Source organism: Paeniglutamicibacter selenitireducens (genome assembly GCF_051550675.1).
Lineage (GTDB): Bacteria > Actinomycetota > Actinomycetes > Actinomycetales > Micrococcaceae > Paeniglutamicibacter.
On record NZ_JBPULF010000002.1, the window covers coordinates 56,397 to 82,066 of the forward strand.

Genomic DNA, 25,670 nt, shown 5'->3' on the forward strand with positions numbered 1-25,670 from the left:
CTAAGATGGAACGCATGAGAATTTTGCACCCCAAGACACCCATGTTCGCCGCGGCCGCCGTGCTACTGGTTTCCCTGACCGGTTGCGCGGAGCTGGCCGACACCGCATCGTCGGCGGCTTCCTCCGCCGCATCCCAGGTGGCGGAGGGCGCGAAGAAGGAACTCGTCAAGTCGGTCTGCGCCCCCATCAAGGACGGCACCATCAACGCCGGCGACCTGAAGGTCCTCAACTCCATGGTCGACGCGGTCCGCGAGGGCGGCCTGCCCCAGGAAATCGTCAATGCCCTCGACGACGTCGCCGCGGCAGGCGACAACGTCCCGGCCGATGCCCAGGCCCGCCTGGTCACGGCCTGCGACAACGCCCTGAACAGCTAACCCGGACGGAATCCGTGGGACAAGCCAAGCGCCTCGGCCCGGGAATCGTGGCCGCCGGGGTCTGCCTCGCCGCAGTGGCCGGCGTTTGGCTTGTCCTTTCCGCCCCGGACCGCTCCGGCACCGCTTCCGGGGGCGAGCGGGCCACCATCCAGCATGTGGTCGACGGCGATACCGTCTACGTGCTCCTGGACGGACAGCGCACCAAGGTCCGCCTGCTCAACGTCGACGCCCCGGAGATCCCGCACCCCGGCAAGCCCGGCGAATGCTACGGCCAGGAAGCTGCGGCGTACCTTGCGCAGAAGCTCCCCGCAGGCAGCGAGGTCGAGCTGGAGTTCGACGTCGAGCGTTTCGACCGCTACGACCGCACCCTCGCGGGAGTCACCTACAAGGGTGAGTTCGTCAACGAGACCCTCGTGGCCTCCGGCCACGCCACGGCCATGAAGGTCGAGCCCAACGACAAGTTCTACGGCGCGATGCGTGCTGCGCAGAAGAAGGCCGAACGCGCCAACGCCGGCATGTTCGACCCGGCGAACGGCTGCCGGTAGGAGTCGCCGTTTCAACGTGGCCGCGCAGGTGAACCTCCGCCACGTCCCGGTCGTGCGTTCTGCACCGGGATCGCGACCCGATCTCCACACGGTGTTGGTCCGCCCGCGGAATGTGCGGACGGACCAACACGGTTTCCGGATCCAGGTGAAAGGCCTAAACCAATGACGGGTCCTTTTCCGGCGATTCGGCATTCACCGCCGGTGCGGGAACCGGGGCCGGGGCGCCTGCCGGTTCGGGCTGTGTCGCCTTCCTCCGATTCACGGCGGGCAACAGCCTGAACACCTTGCGGCCCTGGACGCGCAGCCAGGCTGCAATCGTCAGCCAGGTTGCAGACGAAACCAGGACCGCGTCGGCCGAGGCCATGATTCCCGAGAAGAACGGCAACCCCATGACAACGGCGATCCCCACGTGCATGCCCAGGATGGCAAGCAGCGCCAAACGCCTGGTGATGCGGTTGAAGAGCAGGAACGGGAACGCGATTTGGACCACCACGGTGAAGTACGTCAGCAGCACCACCATCCAGGTGTTTGCCGTCAGCAGTTCCGAGAGCCACGGGAAGGTTCCGTACGCCTTGGAGCTGATGGGATAGTACATGGCTTCGCCGCTTTGCCACAGGCTGCCTTGGACCTTGTACATGCCCGCTTCAAAGTAGACGAGGCACAACTGTGCGACGATCAAGCACAAGGCAAGGTTGTGCAGTACGGTCCCGATCTGCGTCGTTGAGTCCCGTCCGGTTCTGGACCGGCGCAGGGCATCCAGCGACCAGCGACCTGAAATGTCGGCGAAGATCATGTAAATCAGCATGATCCGGATGAAGTAGTTTCCGCCATCGGCAATGGGGGTGTTTTGGGCGTTGATTGCCGTGTAGAAAACGAAGAAGAGCGGCGTGATGACTCGCGTTCGCCAGCCGATGGTGAAGGCAACGGCCAACAAGATGGCCACGATGTACCAGCCCCAGAAGAAGCCGGTGCCGGCTTCCCTCAAAACGTCCAACGGCCACTTGTAGCCCAATACCTCGCGGTAGGGATCCCAGTATGCCGAGCCTGGACCCCAGATACGGTTGGCGACCGGGATGTTCAGCAGGAGCCAACCGAGGATGAGCGTGCCCGAGGCCATGCGCATCACGGCCAACCCGTAGTCCGCATTCCTGCTCAGCACGAACCACTCAACGATTCTTGCGCTGAGGTCTGCGGGCGCGCCTTTGTGCTTTGAAAGCCAAGCCCGGACACTGGGGGTTGCTGCGGCATCTAGTTCCATGCGGCGAGAACCTCCTCGTCAAACGCAATTGCATCCCGCCAGCCGATCTTCGTGAATGACTGTGACGGTGTCCCCGAGGGTTCGCGCCTCTCTGCGAAAGGCGTAATGGCGTCCCGACGCATCTGGACTTCGACGATTGAAACGCCATCACCCCATAGGCTTTTGGCATTGAGTGTTGCAAATCCCACGGCGACTTCTTCCATCCGTTCATAGGCCCGTAGGTTCTCGAGCTGCGAAACCGTGAACTTGTTCCGGGCTTCCGCTGAATTCAGTGCGACGCCGAATACAGCCTGCCCCTGGACATGGTTTGCTTCAACGTCCTGAAGTTGCTTGTCGCTCAATTTATGTGCTGCCGTCCAATAGCGCCCATGGATGGCCCGGGATTGTTTCGCGCTTCGGTTTGAGAGGATGCGACCGGCCGATGACGTCTGTTCTTCTTCCGTAAGGTTGCGCCATTCCGTGAATTCAGCACCAGCTGCGACACCTCCGGCGCACACATCTATGGGGCTGAGGCATGCTCTCACCAGGAAATATTCGTCTTGGGAATACGGTCCCGGCGCAAACAGGCTCCATCCTTGGTCCAACGGACCCAGGAAGTATTTATTCAATGCCGGCTGCAAGGATGCTTTTAGCGGTGTTTGGGGACCCGTAAAAGCGAGCGTAGCTGCGATATGAATTATGACGAAAATTCCGCCAAGCACCAGCACAATTCTTGCCGGAAGCCCGATGCGTCGAGTCTTTTCCATTGATCTTCTTCGTGTGAGACGTGGAGACCATTTGAGGTGGTCGAAACGAGGGTGTGAGGGATCGGGATATTCATCACTGAATATCCCGATCCCTCACAATCCGACTGCCTAAAGTGCGCGGCGCTTACGTGAAGCCATAAGCGTTGCGACACCACCCAGCAGTAACAGCACAGCAATTCCGGTGACAATCATGGTTTCTTCCGCACCAGTCTTTGCGAGGGAATTGTTGGGCCGCACTGGGCCGGAGGCCCCGGTGTTGTCACCGTTATTGGCCCCGGAATTTACAGAAGAGTTGTCGTCGACATTGGTCGAGGAATTCTCATCGGTATTTTCATCGGTGTTGTCATCCGAATTGTCATCCATATTGGCATCGGTGTTCTCGTCCGTGTTGTCATCCGTATTGGCATCGGTGTTGTCCGCAGTGTTTTCCGCGGTTGAATCATCCTTGGCCACAACGGTGAAGGCGGCGAAGTCCTTGTCCTCAGATGAGTTGTCCTTGGCTGTCAGGAGGTAGTCCCCCAATTCAAGGCTTTCCGTATCGACCCGAAGAGAGAGCTTCCCGTCTGCGTCGACGACGAGATCGGATTCGAGAACTTCGGCACCGGCTTCTTGACGATCGCCCGTCAGCGCGATCAGTGAGACTTCGGCGGTGCCATCCGCGGTAAAGCCCCATCCGTTCAGTAGGGTCGGTTCGCCCTTGACGACACGTTTCGGTGTGACATCAACACTGACGTTGACGGAAGCGTTCTTATCGCGGACTACAAGGAACGACGATGAAGTCTTGCCGTCAGTGTCAGTGGCGGTCACTTCGTAGACCCCTGGTGGGATGTCGCTTGAATCGAGGTCGAAGACGAACGTTCCGTTGTCACCGACTACCACGTCGTTGCTCAGCACTTCCTTCTCGCCGGAACCGTCAACATTCTCGATTTCAATCGTGACAGTGCTGCCGCCGGTGAACTGGTCTCCAATGACCTTTGCGGAGTCACCTTGCTCAACTTCACCCGGGATAACGGTGAGATTCGCATGTTCGGTGTTGTCAGCCGTGTTATCCGCAGTGTTCACAGCCGTGTTGTCCGCAGTATTCACGGCAGCGTTGTCCGCAGTATTCACGGCAGCGTTATCAGCCGTATTCACAGCAGCATTGTCAGCAGTGTTCACAGCCGCGTTATCAGCAGTGTTCACGGCAGCGTTATCAGCCGTATTTACAGCCGTGTTGTCCGCTGTGTTCACAGCAGCGTTGTCAGCAGTATTCACGGCCGCGTTATCAGCAGTGTTCACAGCCGCGTTATCCGCAGTGTTCACGGCAGCGTTATCAGCCGTATTTACAGCCGTGTTGTCCGCTGTGTTCACAGCAGCGTTGTCAGCAGTATTCACGGCCGCGTTATCCGCAGTGTTCACCGCCGCGTTATCCGCAGTGTTCACAGCAGTGTTCACCGCCGTGTTATCCGCAGTGTTCACAGCAGCATTGTCAGCAGTATTCACGGCCGCGTTATCAGCCGTGTTCACCGCAGTGTTGTCCGCAGTGTTGTCCGCCGAATTGTCTGCGGTATTCACCGCCGCATTGTCCGCAGTGTTCACAGCAGTGTTGTCCGCGGTGTTATCGGCAGCGCTTGGGTCCGTGACTGTCAGCGGAGTCGATGCCGATGGACCCGCAGTTACCGAACCAACAACTTTGTAGTCCGTTCCTGCAGGTGTACCGGCCGGAACCGTCAACGGAGTCGAGAACTTCCCATCGCCATCCGTCGTAACGTTCACGCTGGAACCTACCGGATTATCGCTTGCATCCGTCAACTGGACAGCAACACTGGTCGTCGCCGGGTAACCTTCACCCGTAATCGTCGTTGACTGACCCGACACGACTGAAGCCGGGTTGGCAAGAATCGCCGGAGCGACAGCATCCAATGCGCGTACAGAGGATGTGGCCAGGCTGACCTTCGCCGCTGATGCTTGGGGCAGCAGGGTCAAGGTCAATGCACTGACGCTGAACGAGCCGGCACCCAGTGCCCCAGCTCGTGCGGGCGTATCTACCGTCGGTTGGTCGTTGATCGTCAGCTGGACAATCTCATTCAGCACGCCATTAATGACCGGGGACAGATCATCCAGCAGCTGGTCTGTGATCGGGGTGATGGTTCCATCGAGATTCGAGATCAAGGAATTCAGTGTGCCTCCAACTCCGGAGAGAATTGGTGTTACCAGGGCATCTACCAAGAACGTTGTCAGCGCTCCGACGTTGATCAGGGGAATCGACAGCAACGCGACAACCAGATCTACCGTGATGTCAGGGGTGCCTCCGTTGATTCCAAGGAAATCGCCGAGTGAACCAGAGATCGTGATGCTGCCGTCATCGGCGCTGACAACCCCAGCCAAAGCGTTCACCGACAGATCAATTTCGATGTTAAGGGTTGCTGCATAAATGGCGTCTGTAATGGCTTGGGTCAGCTGGTCGACGAGTTGTGAGACGACATTCTCAAGACCGGTCGTGATGAGCTGCAAGGTAGCCGTATCAATCACGTCGGTGTTGGGGGCCAACCCGTTCAGCCCGTTCGTGGCGCCCGGATTGACAGCCTGTTCGAGGTCAATCGTTACCAGGCCAGTTCCAAGGTCAAGCGAAACGACGCCATTGCTGGCCGTGATCGTTGACTGCAACAGTCCGGTCTTTATTGAAGCCAAGTCCAGGTTGTCAATCGTGGCCGTCGTGTTCCCGACGTTGACATCAACGACGCCAAGACCAATATCAATCGTGGGAACGCCGGACACAATGGTGTCGATGACGCCGCCGCTCCCGACAAGACCATTGACTGTCGTATCTGCGCCATCTACGACGCCACCTAGCTGCGTTGCAATGTTTCCAACGAGCGGACTGCTGACAACTGCCTTGGCGTCGGCAACAACGTACTCGGAGGTGACGTTTCCGTTTGTCTTCTCGGCTGTCGAGGCAACTGCGCCAAGTTTCAACGCCACTTCGTCGACAATCTGGTCGGTCAGCCCCGAGACATTCAGTTGGTCGAGAAGGGCGGTGAGATCTATCGTCGCGCTGTTCGCGCCGCCTCCCTCGTTATCCGGATCAACAGCAACGGCGCCGTCGCTTGTCACCGCGCCAGCCGCGGATTTGGCTTGAGTTCCGCTGGGGGACGCGCCGAAGCTGTTCAATGTGCCCAATGACCCGAGGTTCAGGAGGCCGTTGTTTGTCCCGTTGTCGATGACGGGAAGCGCAAGCGTTCCGACGTTGATGCCGAGCAATTCGAGCAGCGAAAGGTTGATCGGGTCGGAATTTGGACCGACCAAAGTGGGGTAACCGGCCTGGCTAATGGCGGTTTCCAAGAGGTCAAGCGATAAGAGCTCGGATGAGATCACTTGACCCAGCGCTTCGGACTGATCCGTCGACAAGTCAGCCGGAGCAGCGTAGGCCGAGGTGGTCGGCACTACAAGGAGGCTGGACGCTACTGCGCCAGCCAGTAGTTTGCGGGCAATCGAGAAGCGCTGCTTCCCGTTCCCGGGCGGGTGTTTTTCACGTGTCAAGGCGTCCTCCAAGGCTATTCCGGCATTAGACAGGGGCCCATTTCAGATGCCCCAACACCGACCTTAGGAAAGCAAATGGCTGTTTTCCTTCGACCTTCTAGGTATAACCACGACGCTGCCAGGTCATGGATTCTCCCCTTTTCGACTATCGCGAGCGCCCCACATGACTAACTGGTTTTGGCCGTTCGGCTACGAATGATAGCCATCAATCCTTATTGCGTGTGGCTTCCGCGTTAAACTTCACCAACTAGCTAATCAATCTAGCTAGTATGGGAAGCGTTATCATCTGGGACCATAATTTTGAACTCTGCGCAACGTGTAGACATTCGCTAGTCCAAAAATTCTGTGATCGAATTCAGGCTTCTTGAAGGTGAAAAATGAATGAACGTCGTATTCGCGTGCACCTTGCCGATGGAGACTATTTTCTCCGCATCGGTTTAGAGAGCCTGCTGGCTTCGAGCCACCAGGTCGAGCTTGAAGCGGTTTCGGGCAATGGCAACGAGGCAATCAAGGCTGCTCTCGATACGAAGCCTGACCTTGTCCTCATGGAGTCCAGCATCACCAACGTTTGCAGTATGGAAGCAACAAGACGCATAGTCGCAAACTCCCCATCCACAAAAGTGGTCATGTTATCTGCGACCCATGACCTTGAAACCATGAGCCGTGCCCACTCGGCCGGGGCCTGCAGTTATCTGGCGAAGAACTCGATATCGGCAGATCTTGGGGCTGCGCTTCTGATGATTCACTCCGGAAACATGATCTTCTCAAAGCCGGCAGATGCCGAACGTTTCCCCGTGCATTCCGAGAGCGACTACGACTTGCAAGCCCGGTTCCTCCGACAAACCAGTCCACGCGACCGGCGCTTGCTCAACGCTCTCGCCCAGGGGTATACGAATCTACAGATCGCAGCGCTTCTGCATGTCAGTGAAGGAACAGTCAAGGCCCAATTGGCCAAGATCATGGAGCCCCTTAATGTGAGCAATCGGGTCCAGCTAGCCGTTTTAGTCGTGCGGGCAGGATTGTTTGAGTCGACTCGCCCTTCCTTTCCACTCACCGCTGGCCTCATGAGACATGCCACACCCCGGGCATAGCCCTTTTCCCGTTGACTGGGAACGTGAATGGAACTGCCTAGCCGTCGTTTGATTCTCGGGGTGGCAGCCCACAGGAAACTTCAACCCGGTGAGGTAACCGCTTCCTCTATTCTGGCGAACACAGGGTTTGGTGCTTGCTAGCCAGGGAGTTGGAAGCAGACATACGGCGGTCAAAACGAAAAGCTCGATCCATGGTGACCTGGTCAGGCGTTTAGGCCATGCGATCTTTTCGGATTGGCCGAGTGGTGGATTCGCACCGCAGCGGGCCTTGCGCTGAGCCTTCGCACGATTACTGGAAGCCCGCTCCAACCCTGCTCTGCCCGGCGGCACCTCGTTCGGATCCGGAAAGCGACAAGGATGCCCGTCCACCAATCCTTGGATCGGTACACGGGCACCCTCGCCATTCTTCGCTACGTTCTAGCTTTCATTGCCTCCAACGCGTCGGCGCTTGAGCGCCAGTCCACCGAGAATCAACAGCAGGCCACCGAGGGCGATCCCCAGCACCGTGAACCCAGTCTTGGCAAGATCGCCATCACCCGTCTCTGGCTTCTCGGTGTTTCCGGAACCGTTGCCAGGGCGTTGCTGCCCGGCATCACCGTTGCCGTTGTTGCCGTTGTTTCCGTCGGTGGTCGGGAGCTCCACATCGTCCTGCAGCACAAAGCCGAAGTCCAAGGTCAGATCCGATTCGCCGTCGGAGTTCAGGCCCTCCGAAACGGATTCCCAGCTCGAGGAATCATTCCCACGGTCGCCGCCGGTTTCAACCGTCGGAACATAGGGTTCCAGGGCATCCTTTGACTTCTCGCGGTTGATTTTCACGACGTAGGACTCCCCTTCCGTCAAGACCGGCAGGTCCTTGAACAGGTACTTGCCGTCCTTATCGGTGGTCGTCGACCCGATCTTCTTGCCATCCGGTCCGTAGAGGTCGAGCACGACGCCCGGGATGCCCGGCTCGCCCTCGTCTTGGATGCCGTCCTTGTTGGTGTCGACCCAGACCTTGTCGCCGACCGAAACCTTGCCCGGGACAAAACCGAAGTCCAGGGTCGGGTCACGGTCGCCGTTCTCGGTCAAGCCCTTTGAGGAAGCCTCCCACGAGGAAGAGTCGCCCTCCCGGTCGCCGGATCCCGGCGTCGTCGGAACGTACGCCTTCAGCGCCAGTTGGTTCTCGTCCTTGTCCTTGTCGACCTTCACCGTGTACTTCTGCCCGTCAAGCAAGACCGGCAGGAAGTCGAAGGAGTACTTGCCGTGCTCATCGGTGGTCGTGGAACGGATGAAGCTGCCGTCCGGTCCGAACAGGTCAAGGACAACCCCGGGGATGCCCGGCTCTCCCTTGCCCTGGCGACCATCAAGATCGCTGTCCAGCCAGACGAAGTCGCCCACGGACACCGACTTGCGGACAAAACCGAAGTCGAGCGTGGGGTCGACGCCCGCGTCCTTGGTCAACACGTCCGAAGACGGGTCGGTGGAGGCTGTCCACAGCGAGGAGTCGCCGTCACGCTCGCCCACGCCGGCCGTGGCCGGGACGTAGGGCTTCAACGCTTCGGCCGAGGCCTCGCGGTCGATGTCAACGGTGTAGGTTTCACCATCGCGCAGGACCGGCAGGTTCTTGAAGAGGTACCAGCCGTCCTTGTCGGTGCTCATGGTGGCAAGCACCGTGCCATCGGGCCCGCGCAGTTCGAGGACTACACCCTCGATGCCCGGTTCGCCCTCGTCCTGGCGTCCGTCGCGGTTCTCGTCAACCCAGACGTAGTCGCCGACCGAGACCTTCGCCTCAACGAAGCCGAAGTCGAGGGATCCGTCATGGTCGCCGGCCGTGTTCAGGCCCTCTGACGCGGTCTCCCAGTCCGAGGAGTCCTTCTCACGTTCGGTGGCTCCCGGAGTGGTCGGGATGTACGGCCACAACGCGTCCTTCGACTCGTCCTTCACGATCTTCACCGTGTAGGACTCCCCTTCGGCCAAGACCGGCAGGTCCTTGAACAGGTAGTTGCCGTCCTTATCGGTGGTCGTCGACCCGATCTTCTTGCCATCCGGTCCGTAGAGGTCGAGCACGACGCCCGGGATGCCCAGCTCGCCCGGCTCGCCCTCGTCCTGGATGCCGTCCTTGTTGGTGTCGACCCAGACCTTGTCGCCAACCGAAACCTTGCCCGGGACAAAACCGAAGTCCAGGGTCGGGTCACGCTGCTCGTTCTCGGTCAACGCGATCTCGTCCGGATCGGTCGAGGCCTCCCACGAGGAAGAGTCGCCCTCCCGGTCGCCGGATCCCGGCGTCGTCGGAACGTACGCCTTCAGCGCCAGTCGGTTCTCATCCTTGTCCTTGTCGATCCTCACCGTGTACTTCTGCCCGTCAAGCAAGACCGGCAGGAAATCGAAGGAGTACTTGCCGTGCTCATCGGTGGTCGTGGAACGGATGAAGCTGCCGTCAGGCCCGAACAGGTCAAGGACAACCCCGGGGATGCCCGGCTCTCCCTTGCCCTGGCGACCATCAAGATCGCTGTCCAGCCAGACGAAGTCGCCCACGGACACCGACTTGCGGACAAAACCGAAGTCGAGCGTGGGGTCGACGCCCGCGTCCTTGGTCAACACGTCCGAAGACGGGTCGGTGGAGGCGGTCCACAGCGAGGAGTCGCCTTCACGCTCGCCCACGCCGGCCGTGGCCGGGACGTAGGGCTTCAACGCTTCGGCCGAGGCCTCGCGGTCGATGTCAACGGTGTAGGTTTCACCGTCGCGCAGGACCGGCAGGTTCTCGAAGAGGTACCGGCCGTCTTTGTCGGTGCTCATGGTGGCAAGCACCGTGCCGTCGGGCCCGCGCAGTTCGAGGACTACACCCTCGATGCCCGGCTCGCCCGCGTCCTGGCGGCCGTCGCGGTTCGTATCGACCCACACGAAGTCGCCCACGGAGACAGTTGCCGGCACGAAGCCGAAGTCAAGCGTCGGGTCGTTGGCGCCGTTCGTGGTCAGGTCCACGGACTTGTTGTCCGTCGTGGCGCTCCACAGGGACGAATCGCCCTCGCGGTTGCCCTGGCCCGCTTCGGTCGGTGCGAAGGGTGCCAGCGGTTTCCTGGAAGCCGCCTGGTCGATAACCACCGTGTAGCTCTGGCCGTCCTCGAGCACCGGCAGGTGCTCGAAGGAGTACTTTCCGCTGCCGTCGGTCATGGCCGGCAGCACCTCGTTGCCGTAGACGTCGGTGACCCCGCTGGTGCCGTCCGGCCCCACGAGTTTCAGAACGACGTCCTTGATGCCGGGTTCGCCCTCGTCCTGGCGTCCGTCACGATTGGTATCGACCCAGACGTAGTCGCCGACCGACACCTTCTCCTTCTCGAGCGGGCGGAAGGTGATGCCCGTCTTGATGGGTTCCTGGCCGCGGTGGTCGGTCTTCCCGTTGACCTGGGCCTCGGCCGCGTAGCCGAAGGAGTTCCAGGCCGGGGCCAGCTCACCGGCACCCGAAGGCAGTTCGGTGTCCGACTGCGTCTTGAAGGACAGGGAGATTCCCTCGCCCGGCAGGATGCCGTCCGTCCCTTCCGGGAAATCGACGACCAGCTTCAGGCCGTGGATTTCGCGTGGGTTGGCCGGCCGCACCGTGGTCCAGATGTCCTTGCTGTTGCATCCGGCCCACGGGTTCGTCTTTTCCTGGCCCGTCGGCTTGCACTGTGCGGGGTCGCCGGTCAGGTAGTGGATTTCCGAGGTCGCCCCCTCCGGCACCGCGGGAAGCGTGATGTCCAGGAGGGTTGGGGACCACATCGAGCCACGGGACTTGCCCGCCTGCGACGAGGTGACACCCGTGTCGCCGACGAACGGGAAGACATCGAGGATCTCCAGGTGCTGCGCCGGGACGTTGCCGGTGTTCGTCACGCTGAGCTTCCACTCGGCGATGCCGCCGGGCTTGGTTTCAACGATGCACGGGTAGCGGTAGAAGCCGCCCTCGAACTTGTAGCACGAGGCGTCGTTCTGCACGCCGCTCAGCGCGTTGTGCACGCCGGTCGGTGCGGTCTGGCCGGCCGAAGGGACTTCACGGACCAGCTTGCGCGAGGCGTAGGCCTGTCCCTCGATGATGCCGACCTCGTGCGTGGCCTCGGTCTTCTTTGAATCCGTGCCGGTGAACTCCGCGGTGTTCAGGAGCTTGGTCCGCGCGGCAACCCCGGGACGGACCGTGGTGGGGATCTCGATGGTGTACGACTCGCCCGGGTAGAGCCTGGTTCCGGCCGGGAACGTGAAGGACAGCGTGTCGCCGGTGCGCTCGATTCCCACCTGCGCACGGTCCGTCGTCATGGACGTGCCTTCCGGCGCCTGCTCGAACTTCTTCGCGAAGGACAGCTTGACCTGCGATTTCCATTCGGGTTCAAGATCCAGCAGCGCGCCCTTGGCGTCGACCGGAAGCTTGTCGGTGACCACGGGGTCGGTGATGACCTCGGTGCCGGTGTTCTTCACGGTGATCGTGTAGTTCAGCTCGCGACCTGCGGCAACAAGTCCGTTGGCTGCGTCCGAGGTCTTGGCCACGCCAGGCACGTTCTTGCCCTGTACGAACGTGTGGTTGTCCGTTGCGTCGGCGGGGTTGTGCGCCTTGCCCAGGCGGTCAACCGTTGCGGTGGCGGTGTTTGAGACCGTCGAGGCCGTGGTTTCCCCGGGGTTGGACGAGGTGCCGTCGATGGCGTTCGGTTCTCCGCTGCGCAACGTGTAGCGCGGAACGACCTTGAACTTGACCTTGTTGACGGTCTTGTCCAGCTCGGTGTAGTCCCGGCCCTGCATGGTGACGCGGATGCCCTGCACCGCGCCGTTGGACGGCTCCGTGGTGCTCCAGGTTCCCTCAACGTGCTCCAGCGTGTTTCCCTCGCCGCGGGCGTAGCTGCCGCCGGTCAGGTACTCGATCGTGACTTGGACATTGCTGGTCGGGAGCGGGGCCCATCCGGCGAAGTCGAAGGCGTTCCAGAACGTCGCGTCCTTGTCCTCGAAGACCACGCGGTCGGCCTCATGCCGGCCCGTGTCGACCTTCAACGTGACATCGATCGGTGCCGGGACGCCGTTCGGAGTGAAGAACGTTGCCGGTCCAGCCGGGGAGAACTCCTTGGTCAGCGTCGAGGAGATGTCGACCGATTCCTTGGTCACGATCTCCAGGTTTGCGCTCGGGTGCCTGACCACGGTGGGGTCGCCGGCCCGTTTGATGGTCGCCTCCGCAGTGTTCGGCAGGATGTAGCCCTTGCCGGTGTGCTTCGGTTCCAGTGCGGCAAGGGCCGCGTCGATCGACGTGGTTCCGTCGGTGCGCAGCGTGGAGCGCAGCGCGGTGCCCACGGCCAGATCGAACCTGGCATCGCGCGGTACCGACGTGGTTCCCTGCTTCTCCAGTCCGAAGGCGAAGCCCGTGACGTCCGCCCAGGTCCGGCCCTCGGGCAGGACGGGGTTCAAGGCAGCCTGCCCCTGGAAGGTTTCCGACGTCGTTCCGTCGGCAAAAGTGAACGTGGCCCGGGCCAGGTTTGCAGCCTCGGCGGGGGCTACGGTGCCCTTGAAACCGGTGATGTCCACGTAGTCGAACGGGTTGGTTTCGCCTGCCTTCGGGTCGACCATCGTCAACGAATCGACGCCGAACGCCGAGGTGTTCACTGCGCTGAGCTGCAACGTGCTCCGGGGGTTGAGGTCGCTCGGCTTCTGCACGATGGTGCTTGGCGTCCAGGACTTCTCACTGGCCAGCTTCATTTCCTTGTCCGCGGTTACCGCGCCCTCGGCAGGCTTGCCGTGGTTCAAGGTCAGGATGTTGGAGAACGACTTCCCGTGTTCGATGAGTTCGGTAAGTTCGAAGTCGACGATGGCCGCGACATCCTCACCGGCGGGGAAGCTGCCGGTTTCGCGTTCGTAGGTGATCCGGACGCCGGTGGTGCCTGCGGGAAGCGCGATTCCTTCGAGCCCCTGGCCGTCGGTCGAAACGACGATGCTGCGCCATTCGCCTCCGGCGGTCTTGGTCTCGACGACCACGTGGGTGGCACCTTGGAGCTGCCTCACCGATACTGCCAAGGGCTTCCACGTCGGCGTCATGGACTCGAAATCGTCGGTTTGGACGATTTTCCGCACATCGACGTTTGTTTTTGCACTGTCAACGTGGGTTCTCAGGATCGCCTGGGTCCTGTCGCCGGGGATGCCTTCAACGCGGTTGGGTGTGAAGTACTTCAGCCCCGTCAGCGACCGTTCCTGGTCCACGACGGTCAGCGTCGAAGTCGCCTCGTCGGTGACCTTGTTGCCACCGGCCTTCGGTGTTCCGCTGGCCTCGATGGTGTTGGCGTGGTTGCCCGTTGCGGTTCCGAGCACGTCGAAGTCCAGCGTGAAGCCGGAACCTGGCGCGAATTCGCCGGCAAAGGTGATCTCGAAGGCCTTGATGTCCCGGCCCGAGGGAAGGTTTCCCGGGAACACCAGCTGGCCATTGGCGTTGCCCAGCTTGTAGGGGGTGGTGTCGATGATGATGACGCCGGAGGTTGCGCCGGTCGGCCAGGTGCCCGAGACGAACTTCTCGAAGTCGATGCCCTCGCCGAACGGGGAGGTTCCGTCCCCGGGCTCCTTGATGCCCAGAGTCGTCAGCGGCTGGTTCGAGGCGTTCGCAGCCCCGATGCTCACCGTGGAGCGGTTCTTGCCCTCACCGATGACGGTCCCGTCGCCGGCAACGACCTGTGCCGGTGAGAAGGACTTGGTGGCCGAAACGGCGTAGGAGGTGGCGTCTACGACGAAAGCGTCCGTCGCCGTGACGGGCTTCGAGTTGCCCTTGGGCGTCTCGGCGGTGATGCTCACTTCGTTGGCCACGGTTCCGGCCGGCGCACCGGCGCGCAACGTGGTCTTCAGCTCAAGGGAACCGGCCTTGCCGTTGGCGACGATGCCGCCGCGTTCAGTGGTGGATGCCGAGGACTTGAAGGTGAATTCCAGGCCGGTGATGGTCGAAAGGTCAAGACCCTTCGGGAAGCTTGGTGGTGCATTCGCGTTGCCCGGGGTTGCCGTGTGCTTGTCGGAACCAACGAGGTAGGTCACCTCCAGTGTGTCGGCGCCTTCGGGGAAGACGATCTCGCCGAAACCGGCGAACTCCACAGCGGCGAAGGGCTCCGAGTTGCCCGACGGTTCCTTGATGGTGAGCGACGTTGCGCCCACCTTGGAGGTGTTCTTGATGCCGCCGAGGGTCAGGAGGTTCTCCGCCCCCGACTTTTCCAGGACGCTGTCCTTGGCCCAGTTCTTGGTGATTGCCGCCCGGGGTGCCGCGTCGATGACGGGAGTGACGGCCTTGGCGGAATCCGTCAGGGTTCCCGCGTCGGACGTCAGCGTTGCGCTGTTCACCAGCGACTGGCCACCGAATTCCGGCGATGCGTCGGCAGGAAGCTGTGCAACGAGTGTCACAGTGTAGGTGGAACCGTCGTTGATTCCCACCCCGTCGCGACCTTCGGTGGGCTCGTTGAAGTCCAGCCTGATGTTTCTTCCCGAGATCTTCTCGGAAACGGGCTTGGCGAACCCGCTGTACTGAAGCGACTTGAACACCAGCGGTTCCGGAAGGGTGTCTTCCAGGAAGGCATTCGTGCACGGATCGGTGTTCGAAGAGCAGCCAAGCGTCATCTCGTAGGTGACGAATCCGCCCGGCGCCACGGTGTCCGGGCCAACGAGCACCTTGCTGAGGTTCATTCCTCCGCCGTCGGCCCGTGAAGCCACGTCACTGCTGCGTTTGGCAGCGGGAGCCTTGGTTTCGGGTGCCTCGGCCCCCGGTGTGGCCTGCCCGGTTTTTACGCTGCTTTCATCCGCTTCGGTGCCGTCCGACGCTCGAGTCCCGGCGGGTGCTTCCGCGGGTGAAGACTCGGCCACGGGCGCTGCCACTGCGGGCGCCATGCCCGCCATGCCAAGTCCCAAGGTCAGTGCCAGAAGGGCAGCCAGCGGTGATCTCCAGCGCTTTGGCGCGCCGGAGTTGTATTGCTTTCGCAAGATTTCCCCATCCCCAATAGTTTGAAATTTTCGCCGCACACCTCGCCTGCGAGCCCCCTCCCCCGGGGGTCGCGCGCGTTGCAGCACTCCAAGCAGGCTAGCAAAAAATGGCACTTCACTTGGGGAAATGCAGTTCAAGGTGATTAAACTCACCTGTCAACGTGGTGGAAACCATGCACTGCCTGCACAGGACCACCCCGTGGGGGCAATCGGCGACCCCGTCTCAACACGGCACGGCGGAGGCCGGGCCCGTTTCCGTGGAAATGGACCCGGCCTCCGCCGTACGCCGGACCTCTGCCCGGCGGGATGCCGCTCCTAGCTGGTGCGGCGGCGGCGCACCAGGAAGATGCCGGCACCGAGTGCCAGCAACCCGGCGACGGCCAACCCGAGGGCTTGGAAACCGGTGCTGGCCAACCCGTCACCGCTCCCGTCCTCATTGCCGTTGCCGTTGCCGTTGCCGTCCTCGTCGCCGTCGCCCGGCTCCACCGGCTTGTCGAAGGTGTTCACAACCTCGATCCATACGTCGCCGTCCACCGTGGCCTGGCCGTCGTCGCTGCCGTCGGCCTCCACGAAGGAGACTTCCGCGCCCTTGCTGTCCAACTCCTCGACCTCGCATTCCGCGCCGGCCGGAACCGACACCACCTTTTCCTCTCCATCCTGGAGGCTGAAGTTGGCGTCGTCCCCGTCGAGCTCCACCGGGCCGAAGTCCGTGGTGCAGGTCAGTGAGAACTCGTACGGACCGGCGTCCCCGTCCACGACGGTCTTCTTGACCGTCAGCTGCCCGGCGTCGAAGGTGTTGACGGCCGTGATCTCCACCGGCGTTTCCGCGTCGGCGGTGACAATGGCCGGGTCGGAGGCGTCGTCGTGGGAAACCTCGACGTCGTCGGCCCCGCCGGTTTCGGTCTCCGTGGCGAAACACTCGGCTCCGACCGGGAGCTTGTCCACCGTCACGGTTTCCCCGCCGGAGATCGTCAGGGTGCGCGGTTCCAGCGTGGTGGGTGTATCCGTGCCGTTGGGCAGGGAGCAGGTCAGTTCCACGGTGAACTCGCGGTCCCCGATGTATCCGGCGGCGGCGCCGTCAACGACCTTCGACACGTTCAGGGCACCGTACTCGAAGGTGTTCGTGGCGCTGATCGTGAGTTCCTGGACGGTATCCGGGTCCTCCTGCGCCGTGACGACCACTGCGTTCCCGTAGCTGTCGAAGTCCACGCTGTGGCCCGTGGCACCGCCGGTGACGATTTCCTCGCCGAAGCAGTGGGCCCCCACGGGAAGCTCGACAGGTACCTCGTTGCCGTCGAGGTCGGGTTCGCTGAGCGTGATGCTCTCCCCTCCCTTGATGGTCACGACCTTCGAGTAGATATCCGCAAGCACGGGGTCGGATCCGCCGTCCTGCAGCTGGACCTGGCAGGTCACCCGCACCTTGAACCGCGCGTCGGTGGCCCAGTCTTCCCCGGCTGCCGCACCGGCAAGGTCCTTGGTCAGCGACACGGTACCGGAAGAGAACACGTTGGCGTCCTGGCCGACGAAGCCGGCCACCGTGTGCTCGCCCTCGACGATTGTCACGGTCACGGGGTCGGGTGTGCCGTCGGCGCCGCCGTTGTCCGTCTCGGTCACGGTGCATTCGGTCCCGGCAGGCAGCGGGCCGACCACGTAGGAGCCCAGGTCCTCGGCGGAGGCGTCGCCTCCCAGGGAGATGGTTGCGTCGTCGCCCAGGTCCAGCTGCTTGCCTTCGTAGGTGCAGACCAGCTGGAACTCGAATGGCCCTGTGGCGAATTCCTCGTCGGCGCCGCTTCCGACGGTGCCCTTGCGGATTGAGAGGGTTCCGCCGTTGAAGGTGTTTGTCACAGAGACGTCGACCTCCGTGTCCTTTCCGATGACGAGCGGTGCCGAGGTGTTCGCGCTCTCGCCCGCCGGGTCCCAGGTGATGCCGGTGGCACCGTGCGAGTCGGTTTCACTGACCACGCATGAGGCGCCCACGGGGATGCCCGTGACGCTTGTCCGCTCGCCGGCGGTGACGGTCACCGTCTTGCCAGTGAAGTCCGGCAGCGGCTGGCCGTCGAAGGTGCAGGTCACCGAGACTTCGAAGTCGGTCGGCGCGAAGTCCGCGGCGTCGCCGTCGACCTTCTTCCCGATGGCCAGTCCGGAGAGCGGGAAGTCGTTGGTGATGGTTGCCGTCTGGTAGACCGGCTCGTCGTCGCCATCCTCGCCGAGGCTGGATTCGATCACCACGACCACCGGGTCGTCCTGGGTCGCGGAGCTGGTGCCCCCGGCGGAATCGACCTCGTAGATCTCACAGCTGGCGCCGGCCGGAAGGCCCTCGATGTGCTCCGGGGAAGAAGCCGAGACGTCAAAGACCTCGTCGAGCACCGTGGTGGGTCCGCTTGCCCCCACCGGCATGATGGTGCAGGTGACCTGGAACTGGAAGTCCTTCTCCGCCAGCGGGAGGTTCCCGGGGTTCTCACCGATTGACTTCTTCAGTTCGAGGTTGCCGTAGGAAAGGCCCACACCGACCTTGATGGGTTCGCTCGGGGTCATCACGTGCTCGGTGCCGTCGGACCGCTCGGTGGTTTCCGCGTGCGCGAAGGAGTTCCAGGCGATCGTCGGCGAATTGACGACGCGCACCGTCAGCGGGGCCTTCATCTCGAAGTTGACCTGCACCGTGTCGCCGGGAAGCATCGCCTCCTCGAACGCGATCCTGAACTGCGCGGCAGTCACCTGCGCGGAGAACGAGTCGTCCCAATCGCCAGGGGCGCATTGCTCGGCACCCGGGGCCATGTCAAGGTCCTTGGTGCACACCGTGTCGTAGCTTGGCTCGTCGGTGTAGAGGTTGGTGAGCGTGCCGCTGGAGGTGCCGCCAACCGACTTGTAGGTCAGTCGCGGCTCCGAGGCTAGGACCGGTCGGTTGTTCCACTCGGTGCCGCGGTCCTCGTCCAGGTACACGCCGGTGTCACCCTCGACGGGCAACTGGTCGATGAGGCGCATCTGCTTGGCCGGCTCGGTGCCGGCGTTGACGACGCGCAACATGTACTTGTAGTTGTCGCCCGGATTCACCAGGGCGATGCAGGGGTACTCGGTGTACGCAACGCCCTGCGCGTCGGTGGTCCTCGGGCACGTCGCGTCACCCACCGGGACGGGTTTCCCGGTCACGGTGTTGTACCAACCCAGGTCGGGGTTGCCGGCGACCCACTTGCGTGAATCGAAGGCGGCGCCGGCAGAGGTCTTCAGCTCGGCGGAATCGGTGCAGTACTGCTCGCCATCCCATTCCTCGCTGGTGCCCGGGTTCAGGCCTGTCGGGTCCGTGCAGGTGAAGTCCTCGTTGTCGACGGTGGAGCCGACGGTGTTGGGGACGACCTCGCCGGCCACAACGCCGGGGGCCAGCTTGACCTCGATCTCCAGGGCCACCCATGCGTTGGGCGGCAGCACCCAGTCATCGCCGAAGTCCCAGGTGATTTCGGTGACCTTGCCGTCGCCGTCGCGCTGCACGGAATACTCCGGCTGCGGCGGCCCGGCGGCACCGTCGGGAAGGTTGCCGAAGGTCAGCTTGTAGGGGTGCCCCGCGATGCCGTCACCGGAGAACTGCTCGTTGAGCTGCATGTGCTCGTCGAGCCGGTCCACGACCTCGACATGTTCGAGGTTCGTATCGCCGGTGTTCGTCACCTTCAGCACGAACGGTGCCGTCTGGCCCGGGGAAACGGTGCTGTCCGGGGTCTTCTGGACGTTCAGCGACGACTCACCCGGAACCACTTCCACGTCTTCGGTGGTGGGCGGGATCTCCTCGATGCCGTCGGGGCCCTGGACGATCGTCTGGTAGCCGCCTTCGAGCGTGTTCTCATGGACGCCCACGGTGGAGCTTCCCCCCGCATCGGGGACCCGCAGCTCGGGCAGGAGCTTGACGGAGAAGACCACCTCGCCGTGGCAGTTGCCCCCGGTCTGGCCGTCCTCCAGGGAACCGCACGGAGTAAGGACGAAGCCGTTGTTAGCCGTGTTCGTCGAGCTGAAGGTCGCGCGGATGCCGCGGACCTGGTCGTTTGCCACGCCCGCCGGCAGTTCCGCCACGGTGGCCGGGTTTCCGGTGACCCAGGCGCCGCCGGCGTAGGCGTCGATCTGCACCCGGTCGGCACCCACGGGGAACTTCAGCCCGGTGAAGCCGTTGAAGTCGAAGGCGTTGAAGAAGTCCTCGTCGTGGTCCTCCACGACCAGGCGCTTGGCGGAGAGGTTGCCCTCGTTGCTGATCATCAGCTTGACCGAGGCGGTGGGGTCTTCCATGCCCGGGATGAATTCGGGCAGGAGCTTCGGTTCGATGACCTTGTCCATGCCCGCGCCGCCGTCCACCGGACCGGTGGTGATGGCCGGTGAGCACTTGTTGCTGACGGGGACCTGTCCGGCGTCCGGGTCTGTGCCCACGGCGTCGAAGCAGTTGAGGATCTCCACGCCGTCCTCGACGCCCTCGCGCCTCTCGGTCACGAGGTGGAGATTGAAGCCCTGGGTCGGCAGGAGGGCGCCGGGCAGGGTGGCGCGGATGCCGCGGGCGGCTTCCAGCTCACCTGCAGATGCACCCTCGTAGGGAACCCAGGTCCCGGGGACCGGTGTCCCCGGGATGAACAGTTCAATGACGGCACCGTCGGTGACGCCCGAGACGCTGGCGGAGGTGATGCGCAGCTGGTCGAACGGGTTCGGGTCCATCGGGGTGCCGTCGGCCTCGAAACGCGGGTCCGTGATCGTGACGCCGTTGAGCGGGACGTTGCCGTTGTTGGTGAAGTTCAGGTTGAACGGAATCGGCTGGCCTTCGGGAACCGAGATCTGGCCTACGTCCTTGGAGCCGGTGCCCTGCCCGTCGACGCCCTCCAGCTCGAGGCTCTGGCAGGCATCGTTGGCGGCCGTTCCGGTGCCGTTGGTGCGTCCGGCGTCTCCGGTGAAGTGCGCGCAGTTCTGGATCTGCGGGCTGGAGCCGCCGCTGAGGTCATCCTCGTTGGCCTTGTCGTTGAGGTTTCCGTGGATGTCGAACCCTGCCGTGGCTCCGGGTGCGATTGACGGGTTGCCGTCGGCGTCAACGCCGGTGAACGTCAGCTTCAGGCTCTCGACCCGCGGATCGGAGGGAAGGTCGACGACCTCGCCGTCGACAACGTCGAAGGTCCGGGTGGTCCCGTCGGACATGGTGGCCACGACGGTTCCGGACGTGGCGCCCTCCGGGTAGGTGACCTTGAACTTCGAGGCGTCGAACTTGTCGAACTCGCTGGGACCGCTCGCCGGGTCGCCCGGCTCGTAGATGACAATCTCCTTGACCGGGAAGTCGGAGGCGTTCGTGACCGAAAGGCCGATCGACACCCCGGAATCCTGGCCGATGACTGCATGCTCGCCGTTGTCCGTCTGGAAGTTTCCGTTGGAGTCCGCGTAGAACTTCTTTTGCGCATCCAGGATCAGCGTGTTCGGGAAGATCGAGTAGTCGTCGCAGGCATCCTTGCCGGCGACTTCACCCTGGGTCTTGTCCCCCGCAGCGACCTGCACGCAGTTGTTCACGGTGATGGTCTTGTCCGGAAGGATTTCCGCGCCGCCTTCGCGCTCGAAGTTGCGAGCGACAACGTCGATTTCCACGGTGCCGGCGGTCTTGGACGACGGCAGGACCGCACCGGAGGAATCGCTGAAGGTCGTCTCGACGCCGACGACGTCCTCGGGGTCGACCCCGGGAGGAAGCACCAGGTCGCCCGGGCCGGTGAGGGTGTTTGCCTCAACCCACGTGCCGTCGGCCAACTGCACCCGGAACACCGCGGTGTCGGCCCCTTCGGGGAAGGAAGTGACGGTGGCTCCGTCGAAGTTGAAGTAGTTGAACACGTCCTCGTCGGTTTCGCTCAGCACGAGTTCGTCGACCTCGGCGGTGTTCGAGGACCCGTTGCTGACGCCGAGGGTGATAGTGCTCTTCTCGTCCATGCCGGCCACGGCGCTGCCTGGCCAGTCCTTGGTTGCCACGGGCTTGACCACGGCGGGGATGTCGATCTCGACGTTGGAATCGTCGGTGGAGTCCTCGGTGTTGTCCGAGGTTCCGGTCACGTGGTTCGGGACGATCGTCCCGTCCGTTTCGTCGGTGTCATCGGGCAGGCGCATGCCGACCTCGATCGTCACCGTGGACCCGGCCGTCAGGCCCGTGGTTCCCGCAGGGTTTTGCAGTGGCTTCTTGAAGACCACCCGCAGTTCCCTGGTGGCCTCGTCGTAGATCACGTCGTAGTCGTTCGTCGACTTCGGGAGCATCGTGACGTCGAATTCCTCGGGCAGCACATCGACGAGCGTTGCTCCGACGCAGTCGGTGGTCAGCGACGAGCAGGTGATCGTCAACGTGTAGGTGAAAGTATCACCGGGCTGGACCGGGTTGCCGTTGAGGTTGTTGTTCTTTGTGACAAGGATCTTCGATGGCGGCAATTCGTCGGCGTTCGGCGCGACACTTTTCGCCTGCTTTTTCGGGGAGGGCTGAGGGGTTTCGGAGGCCTCTGTCGTTGGTTCCGCGGAAGGCTGGGAACCCTTTTCCGTGCTCGGCGCCGGGCTTTCGCTCGCGGGGGCTTCTTCGGTTCCCGAAGCAGGGGCTTCGCTCGCGGGTGTTTCTTCCGCCGGGGTTTCCTCCGCCGGTTCGCTTGAGGGCGAAGCCTCCGCGGTGGCCGGAGACTCGTCCGCGATCGACTGGGCGGATGCCGGCAGGACTCCCGCCCCCGTCATGACTAGAGCGGTTGCCACAAGTATGTGGGCCACCTTTCCAAACCCCGTGCGCTTCATTCCCCGTATCCGTCCCCTCATGAATGTGCATTGTGAATGGCTCCGTTGCGTTGCCCGAAGAGGACACAACGGGGCCCATCGGTCCCAGAGTGAATTGATTACCATCCTAGGGTTGACGTGCGACGGAGCCGTCGGGCGAACGCATCTATGGCACTGCATCGAGGTGAACCCGTCACGAATCGGCACATGCGGGGCCACTGGAACGGGGATGGCGCTTGGTCGGCGTCGGCACTCTGCCGGCAGTCGGCAACGGGACCATCGCGAGCCGGGGCGGGAGGTACATGCGCCGAAGCATGCCGTTCGAACCGGCGCGGATTCCCCATATCCCGGGTCCGGGTACCGGCTGCTCCGGCGTCAGTCCGAAATGCCCTTCCGGGTTTCCGAAGGCGTGGCTCCGTTCCGTTCCTTGAATGCCCTCGAGAATTGGGCGGTACTCGCGAACCCCGAGAGCTTGCCGATTTCCTGAACCGTTAAATGCGGTGACGTTCCCATGAGCAATTCCGCGTGATCCAGCCGTTTGGAACGAATGAACTTGGCGATGGTCATGTCCCTGCCCTCGAACAACCTGTACAGCTGGCGCTTGCTCAGGTTGATCTCGGCCGCGAGCACCTCTACGTCGAAGTCGGGTTCCTTGTACCGGGCTTCGATGGCGGCCAAGGCCTGCTCGCGACTCTGGGCGGCAGTGGCGTTTCCCAGAACGAATCCCTTGTTGAAGCCGGCGACCACGTCCAAGACCAGCTCCAACATGGCCCGTTCGATGGCTCCCTTGTCGTGCGGGATATCGCTGGCGTTGGCGCTGAGCGCCCACAGCGACACGTAGTGCAGTGCCTTTGAAACCGGGGGAAGATCCCATGAGACAGCGGCCAAGGACTTCGAATCCACTCCCCGGGAGGCAAGGAACGCACGCGAGACATAGTAGGTAAAGCTCTCCGTCCCATCCGTGGAATGGGCAACGTATGGTTCGTCGCAGGCCAGGGCGAGGACAAGACCCGCCGTCACAGTGATTTCCCGATCGCGTTGGAAACACTTCAGGCTTCCGCTCACCAGGATCGTGATGTCGACGAATCCGCTCAGCTCGTCGCGGATCTGTTCTTCGTCTCGCTCAAGTCGTGCTGCGTCCCCGAGCACCCGGGTAATGACCAGGTGTTCGTGTTTCCACACCATCAATTTCGAACTGAAGGTCGGGGAACCGGGGTGGACGACCCACTGGCCCTGGAGGCTGCGCAAGCCGGGCCCGGGCGTCAGATGCACCTCCCGGGCAAACGTTTCGGCCACGGTGGACAGCAATGAGCGTTTTTCGGTCACGAGATCCCTTCCGTTTTCGCATGGCCCGCCGGGCAGTCCGCTTCGCTCGGAAGGTGCTGCACCGGACTGCGGTCGACCACGTGATCCTGTCGAAAATCCGGGAAGTTCCCCCCAAGGGAATGGTTCGGCAATCGGGCGTACTTATCACGAGATTACTTCATTCGAATCAGAAACGAGTGTTGATCAGGTGTTCAAGGATCCAGAACCCCCTGAATCGCCGGCTCCCGGCCGAGGCGGCATGGAAAACACGAACGCCCGGAAGGCCATGGGTCCGCTCGGCGTGTTGTCGCTAAACTGGCCAGTGTGAAGCAGGAATCCAATGCCGTAAGAATCGATGCGTGGCTGTGGTCGATCCGTGTCTACAAGACCCGGTCGGCTGCCACAGCCGCCTGCCGTGCCGGTCACGTGCGCCTGAATGACAAACCGGCAAAGGCCGCCCAGATCGTGGTGCCGGGCGACACCGTCCGGGTCAGGCAGTCTGGTTTCGACAGGATTCTCGAGGTGACGGCGGTCATCGCCAAGAGGGTCGGCGCGGATATCGCCGCCCGCTGCTACATCGACCACACTCCGGTGAGACCCAAGGAATTCATCCCCCAGGTCCCGGTTCGGGACCGGGGAGCCGGCCGCCCCACGAAAAAGGACCGCCGCGAGATGGACCGGCTCCGGGAGAATTTCCACTAGCCCCAAAGGCTACGATGGTGACCAGGAACCTTCGCGCGCCATGCATGGGGGTGCACCGGCAATCCGTACTTGAGGAGAAGCAATGGCCCAGAAGAAACGTTGGAACGACCTCTCCGTGGTTGCGCGCTGGCGGATCGCCATCCTGGCCGTGACGCAGCTGGCCATCCAGTTTGTTGCCCTGCGGGACCTGGTGAAGCGCCCGTCGGACCATGTCCGGGGTTCCAAGGGTTTCTGGGCGGTGGCTTCCTTCGTGAACTTTGTCGGGCCTGCCGCCTACCTGGTCTTCGGCCGGACGCCACTCAAGCCCAAGAAGTAGGTCTCACGGCCCGGTCCGAACGATCAGTATCCACGCTCCGGGTCGTACAGGTTCACGAGTCGCTCGCCGGCCAGGTGCCGACGCAGGTTTCCGATGAACAGGTCGATGATTCGGGAATTCTCGGCCGAGACGTTGGCCGCGGTGTGCGGTGACAGGACCAGGTTCGGCGCCTTCCACAAGGGGTGTCCGGCCGGCAGCGGTTCCGGGTCCGCAACGTCCAGGACGGCGCCGCCCAGATGCCCCGTTTCCAGTGCCTCGATCAGGGCATCCTGGTCGATGACCGGGCCGCGGGCCACGTTGACCAAGTAGGCGCCGGGCTTCATGGCGAATACCCGTTCCCTTGTGAAGAGCCCGCGCGTTTCGCTTGTCAGCGGGCAGGCCAGCACGACGATGTCGTAGCCGCCCAGGTCGCACTCCTCGAGCGGCACGGAACGCCCGAACGGTTCGCCCAACTGCTTTCCACTGCGGGTGGTTCCGTCGCAGCGGACGCCCATGAATGCGAGGGTAGCCGCAATCTCCCTGCCGATGCTTCCGGCACCCACCACGAGTGCCCTCTGCCCCGAAAGCGTCCTTGATCCCCCTGTTGTCCATTCGCCCCGCTGCTTGTGCTGTTCAAGTTCCGGAAGCCGGCGCACGAGGTACAGCAGTCCCGCCAACGCGAATTCGGCCAACGGCTTCGCATGGACTCCGGCCGCCGTGGTGATCCCCACCTCGCCGGAACCGTGCCCGTAGGACTCGGCCCGTGCGCCGACGCCGGCCTGCGTCGCCTGGACCCACCGGAGGTTGGGGCTGTTCTCACGCCATTTTTCAGGTTCGAGCCAGTCGAAGTCCAAGGCGATGCGGGCCGTTGAAAGCAGTGTCCGCCATTCATCGACCTGTTCGGGCGAAAGGTCCCTGACGCTGCCCCAGTGGTCGCAGTCGAAGTGCGGCACCGGCAGCAGGTCCGGGCGGTACACGACCTGGACCTCGGGGACCTCGCGGACCAGCCTGTCCACCAAGTCTTCCTGCACGTATGAACAGATCAGCAGTTGCGGGCGCATGTTCCCCCTTCTCGGCGAGGCACCGCCGTCCTGAGGAAGCAGAGCCTTCAATTCGCTTTTCGGCCGGTCGTCACAAGTACGACACGTGCAAAAAGCAGTTGCATCGC

The 25,670-nt window shown here is 62.7% G+C and carries 12 protein-coding genes; 5 read left to right on the top strand and 7 right to left on the bottom strand.

Annotated features, from left to right (window positions below; translation table 11 throughout):
* The first annotated feature begins 14 nt into the window (after positions 1–14).
* Both ACSYDW_RS03805 and ACSYDW_RS03810 read left to right on the top strand, forming a co-directional pair.
* Positions 15–374, top strand: coding sequence for a hypothetical protein (locus ACSYDW_RS03805; protein ID WP_438337381.1), 360 nt, complete (start codon positions 15–17; stop codon positions 372–374).
* Positions 375–388: 14 nt separating this feature from the next.
* Positions 389–919: a thermonuclease family protein gene (locus ACSYDW_RS03810; protein WP_438337382.1), complete on the top strand. Its 531-nt coding sequence runs from the start codon at positions 389–391 to the stop codon at positions 917–919.
* 154 nt (positions 920–1,073) lie between these two features.
* Here ACSYDW_RS03810 and ACSYDW_RS03815 read toward each other — a convergent pair whose 3' ends face one another.
* From ACSYDW_RS03815 to ACSYDW_RS03825, 3 genes are all read right to left on the bottom strand, one after another.
* Entirely contained in the window at positions 1,074–2,078 is a 1,005-nt protein-coding gene (locus ACSYDW_RS03815; RefSeq protein ID WP_438337383.1) for an HTTM domain-containing protein, read from the bottom strand.
* An 89-nt stretch (positions 2,079–2,167) separates the two neighbouring features.
* Positions 2,168–2,923: a DUF5819 family protein gene (locus tag ACSYDW_RS03820; RefSeq protein ID WP_438337384.1), complete on the bottom strand. Its 756-nt coding sequence runs from the start codon at positions 2,921–2,923 to the stop codon at positions 2,168–2,170.
* Between the two features lie 108 nt (positions 2,924–3,031).
* Positions 3,032–6,442, bottom strand: coding sequence for a choice-of-anchor G family protein (locus tag ACSYDW_RS03825; protein WP_438337385.1), 3,411 nt, complete (start codon positions 6,440–6,442; stop codon positions 3,032–3,034).
* Positions 6,443–6,819: 377 nt separating this feature from the next.
* Between ACSYDW_RS03825 and ACSYDW_RS03830 the strand changes: the two genes are divergently transcribed.
* Entirely contained in the window at positions 6,820–7,533 is a 714-nt protein-coding gene (locus ACSYDW_RS03830; protein WP_438337386.1) for a LuxR C-terminal-related transcriptional regulator, read from the top strand.
* Positions 7,534–7,950: 417 nt separating this feature from the next.
* On the opposite strand, the gene ACSYDW_RS03835 is transcribed toward ACSYDW_RS03830, so the two are convergent.
* From ACSYDW_RS03835 to ACSYDW_RS03845, 3 genes are all read right to left on the bottom strand, one after another.
* Positions 7,951–15,462 carry an SdrD B-like domain-containing protein gene (locus ACSYDW_RS03835; RefSeq protein WP_438337387.1) on the bottom strand — a complete coding sequence of 2,504 codons (7,512 nt, stop codon included), beginning with the start codon at positions 15,460–15,462 and terminating at the stop codon, positions 7,951–7,953.
* A 315-nt stretch (positions 15,463–15,777) separates the two neighbouring features.
* On the bottom strand, positions 15,778–22,182 hold the full coding sequence (locus tag ACSYDW_RS03840; protein ID WP_438337388.1) for a DUF5979 domain-containing protein: 6,405 nt from the start codon (positions 22,180–22,182) through the stop codon (positions 15,778–15,780).
* Positions 22,183–22,575: 393 nt separating this feature from the next.
* Positions 22,576–23,526 (bottom strand): helix-turn-helix domain-containing protein, encoded by a 951-nt coding sequence (locus tag ACSYDW_RS03845; RefSeq protein WP_438337389.1) that lies wholly within the window; start codon positions 23,524–23,526, stop codon positions 22,576–22,578.
* A gap of 294 nt (positions 23,527–23,820) precedes the next feature.
* On the opposite strand from ACSYDW_RS03845, the gene ACSYDW_RS03850 reads away from it, so the two are divergent.
* Positions 23,821–24,207, top strand: a complete 387-nt coding sequence (locus ACSYDW_RS03850) for an RNA-binding S4 domain-containing protein (RefSeq protein WP_438337937.1) — start codon at positions 23,821–23,823, stop codon at positions 24,205–24,207.
* A gap of 82 nt (positions 24,208–24,289) precedes the next feature.
* Positions 24,290–24,523 (top strand): PLD nuclease N-terminal domain-containing protein, encoded by a 234-nt coding sequence (locus ACSYDW_RS03855; RefSeq protein ID WP_438337390.1) that lies wholly within the window; start codon positions 24,290–24,292, stop codon positions 24,521–24,523.
* 23 nt (positions 24,524–24,546) lie between these two features.
* On the opposite strand, the gene ACSYDW_RS03860 is transcribed toward ACSYDW_RS03855, so the two are convergent.
* Positions 24,547–25,563, bottom strand: a complete 1,017-nt coding sequence (locus ACSYDW_RS03860) for a D-2-hydroxyacid dehydrogenase (protein WP_438337391.1) — start codon at positions 25,561–25,563, stop codon at positions 24,547–24,549.
* Positions 25,564–25,670: the final 107 nt, after the last annotated feature.

Excerpts from the sequence above, each read along its gene's own strand:
- ACSYDW_RS03855 (WP_438337390.1), top strand. The coding sequence starts at position 24,290 with ATGGCCCAGAAGAAACGTTGGAACGACCTCTCCGTGGTTGCGCGCTGG.
- ACSYDW_RS03830 (WP_438337386.1), top strand. The coding sequence starts at position 6,820 with ATGAATGAACGTCGTATTCGCGTGCACCTTGCCGATGGAGACTATTTT.
- ACSYDW_RS03820 (WP_438337384.1), bottom strand. The coding sequence starts at position 2,923 with ATGGAAAAGACTCGACGCATCGGGCTTCCGGCAAGAATTGTGCTGGTG.
- ACSYDW_RS03805 (WP_438337381.1), top strand. The coding sequence starts at position 15 with ATGAGAATTTTGCACCCCAAGACACCCATGTTCGCCGCGGCCGCCGTG.
- ACSYDW_RS03860 (WP_438337391.1), bottom strand. The coding sequence starts at position 25,563 with ATGCGCCCGCAACTGCTGATCTGTTCATACGTGCAGGAAGACTTGGTG.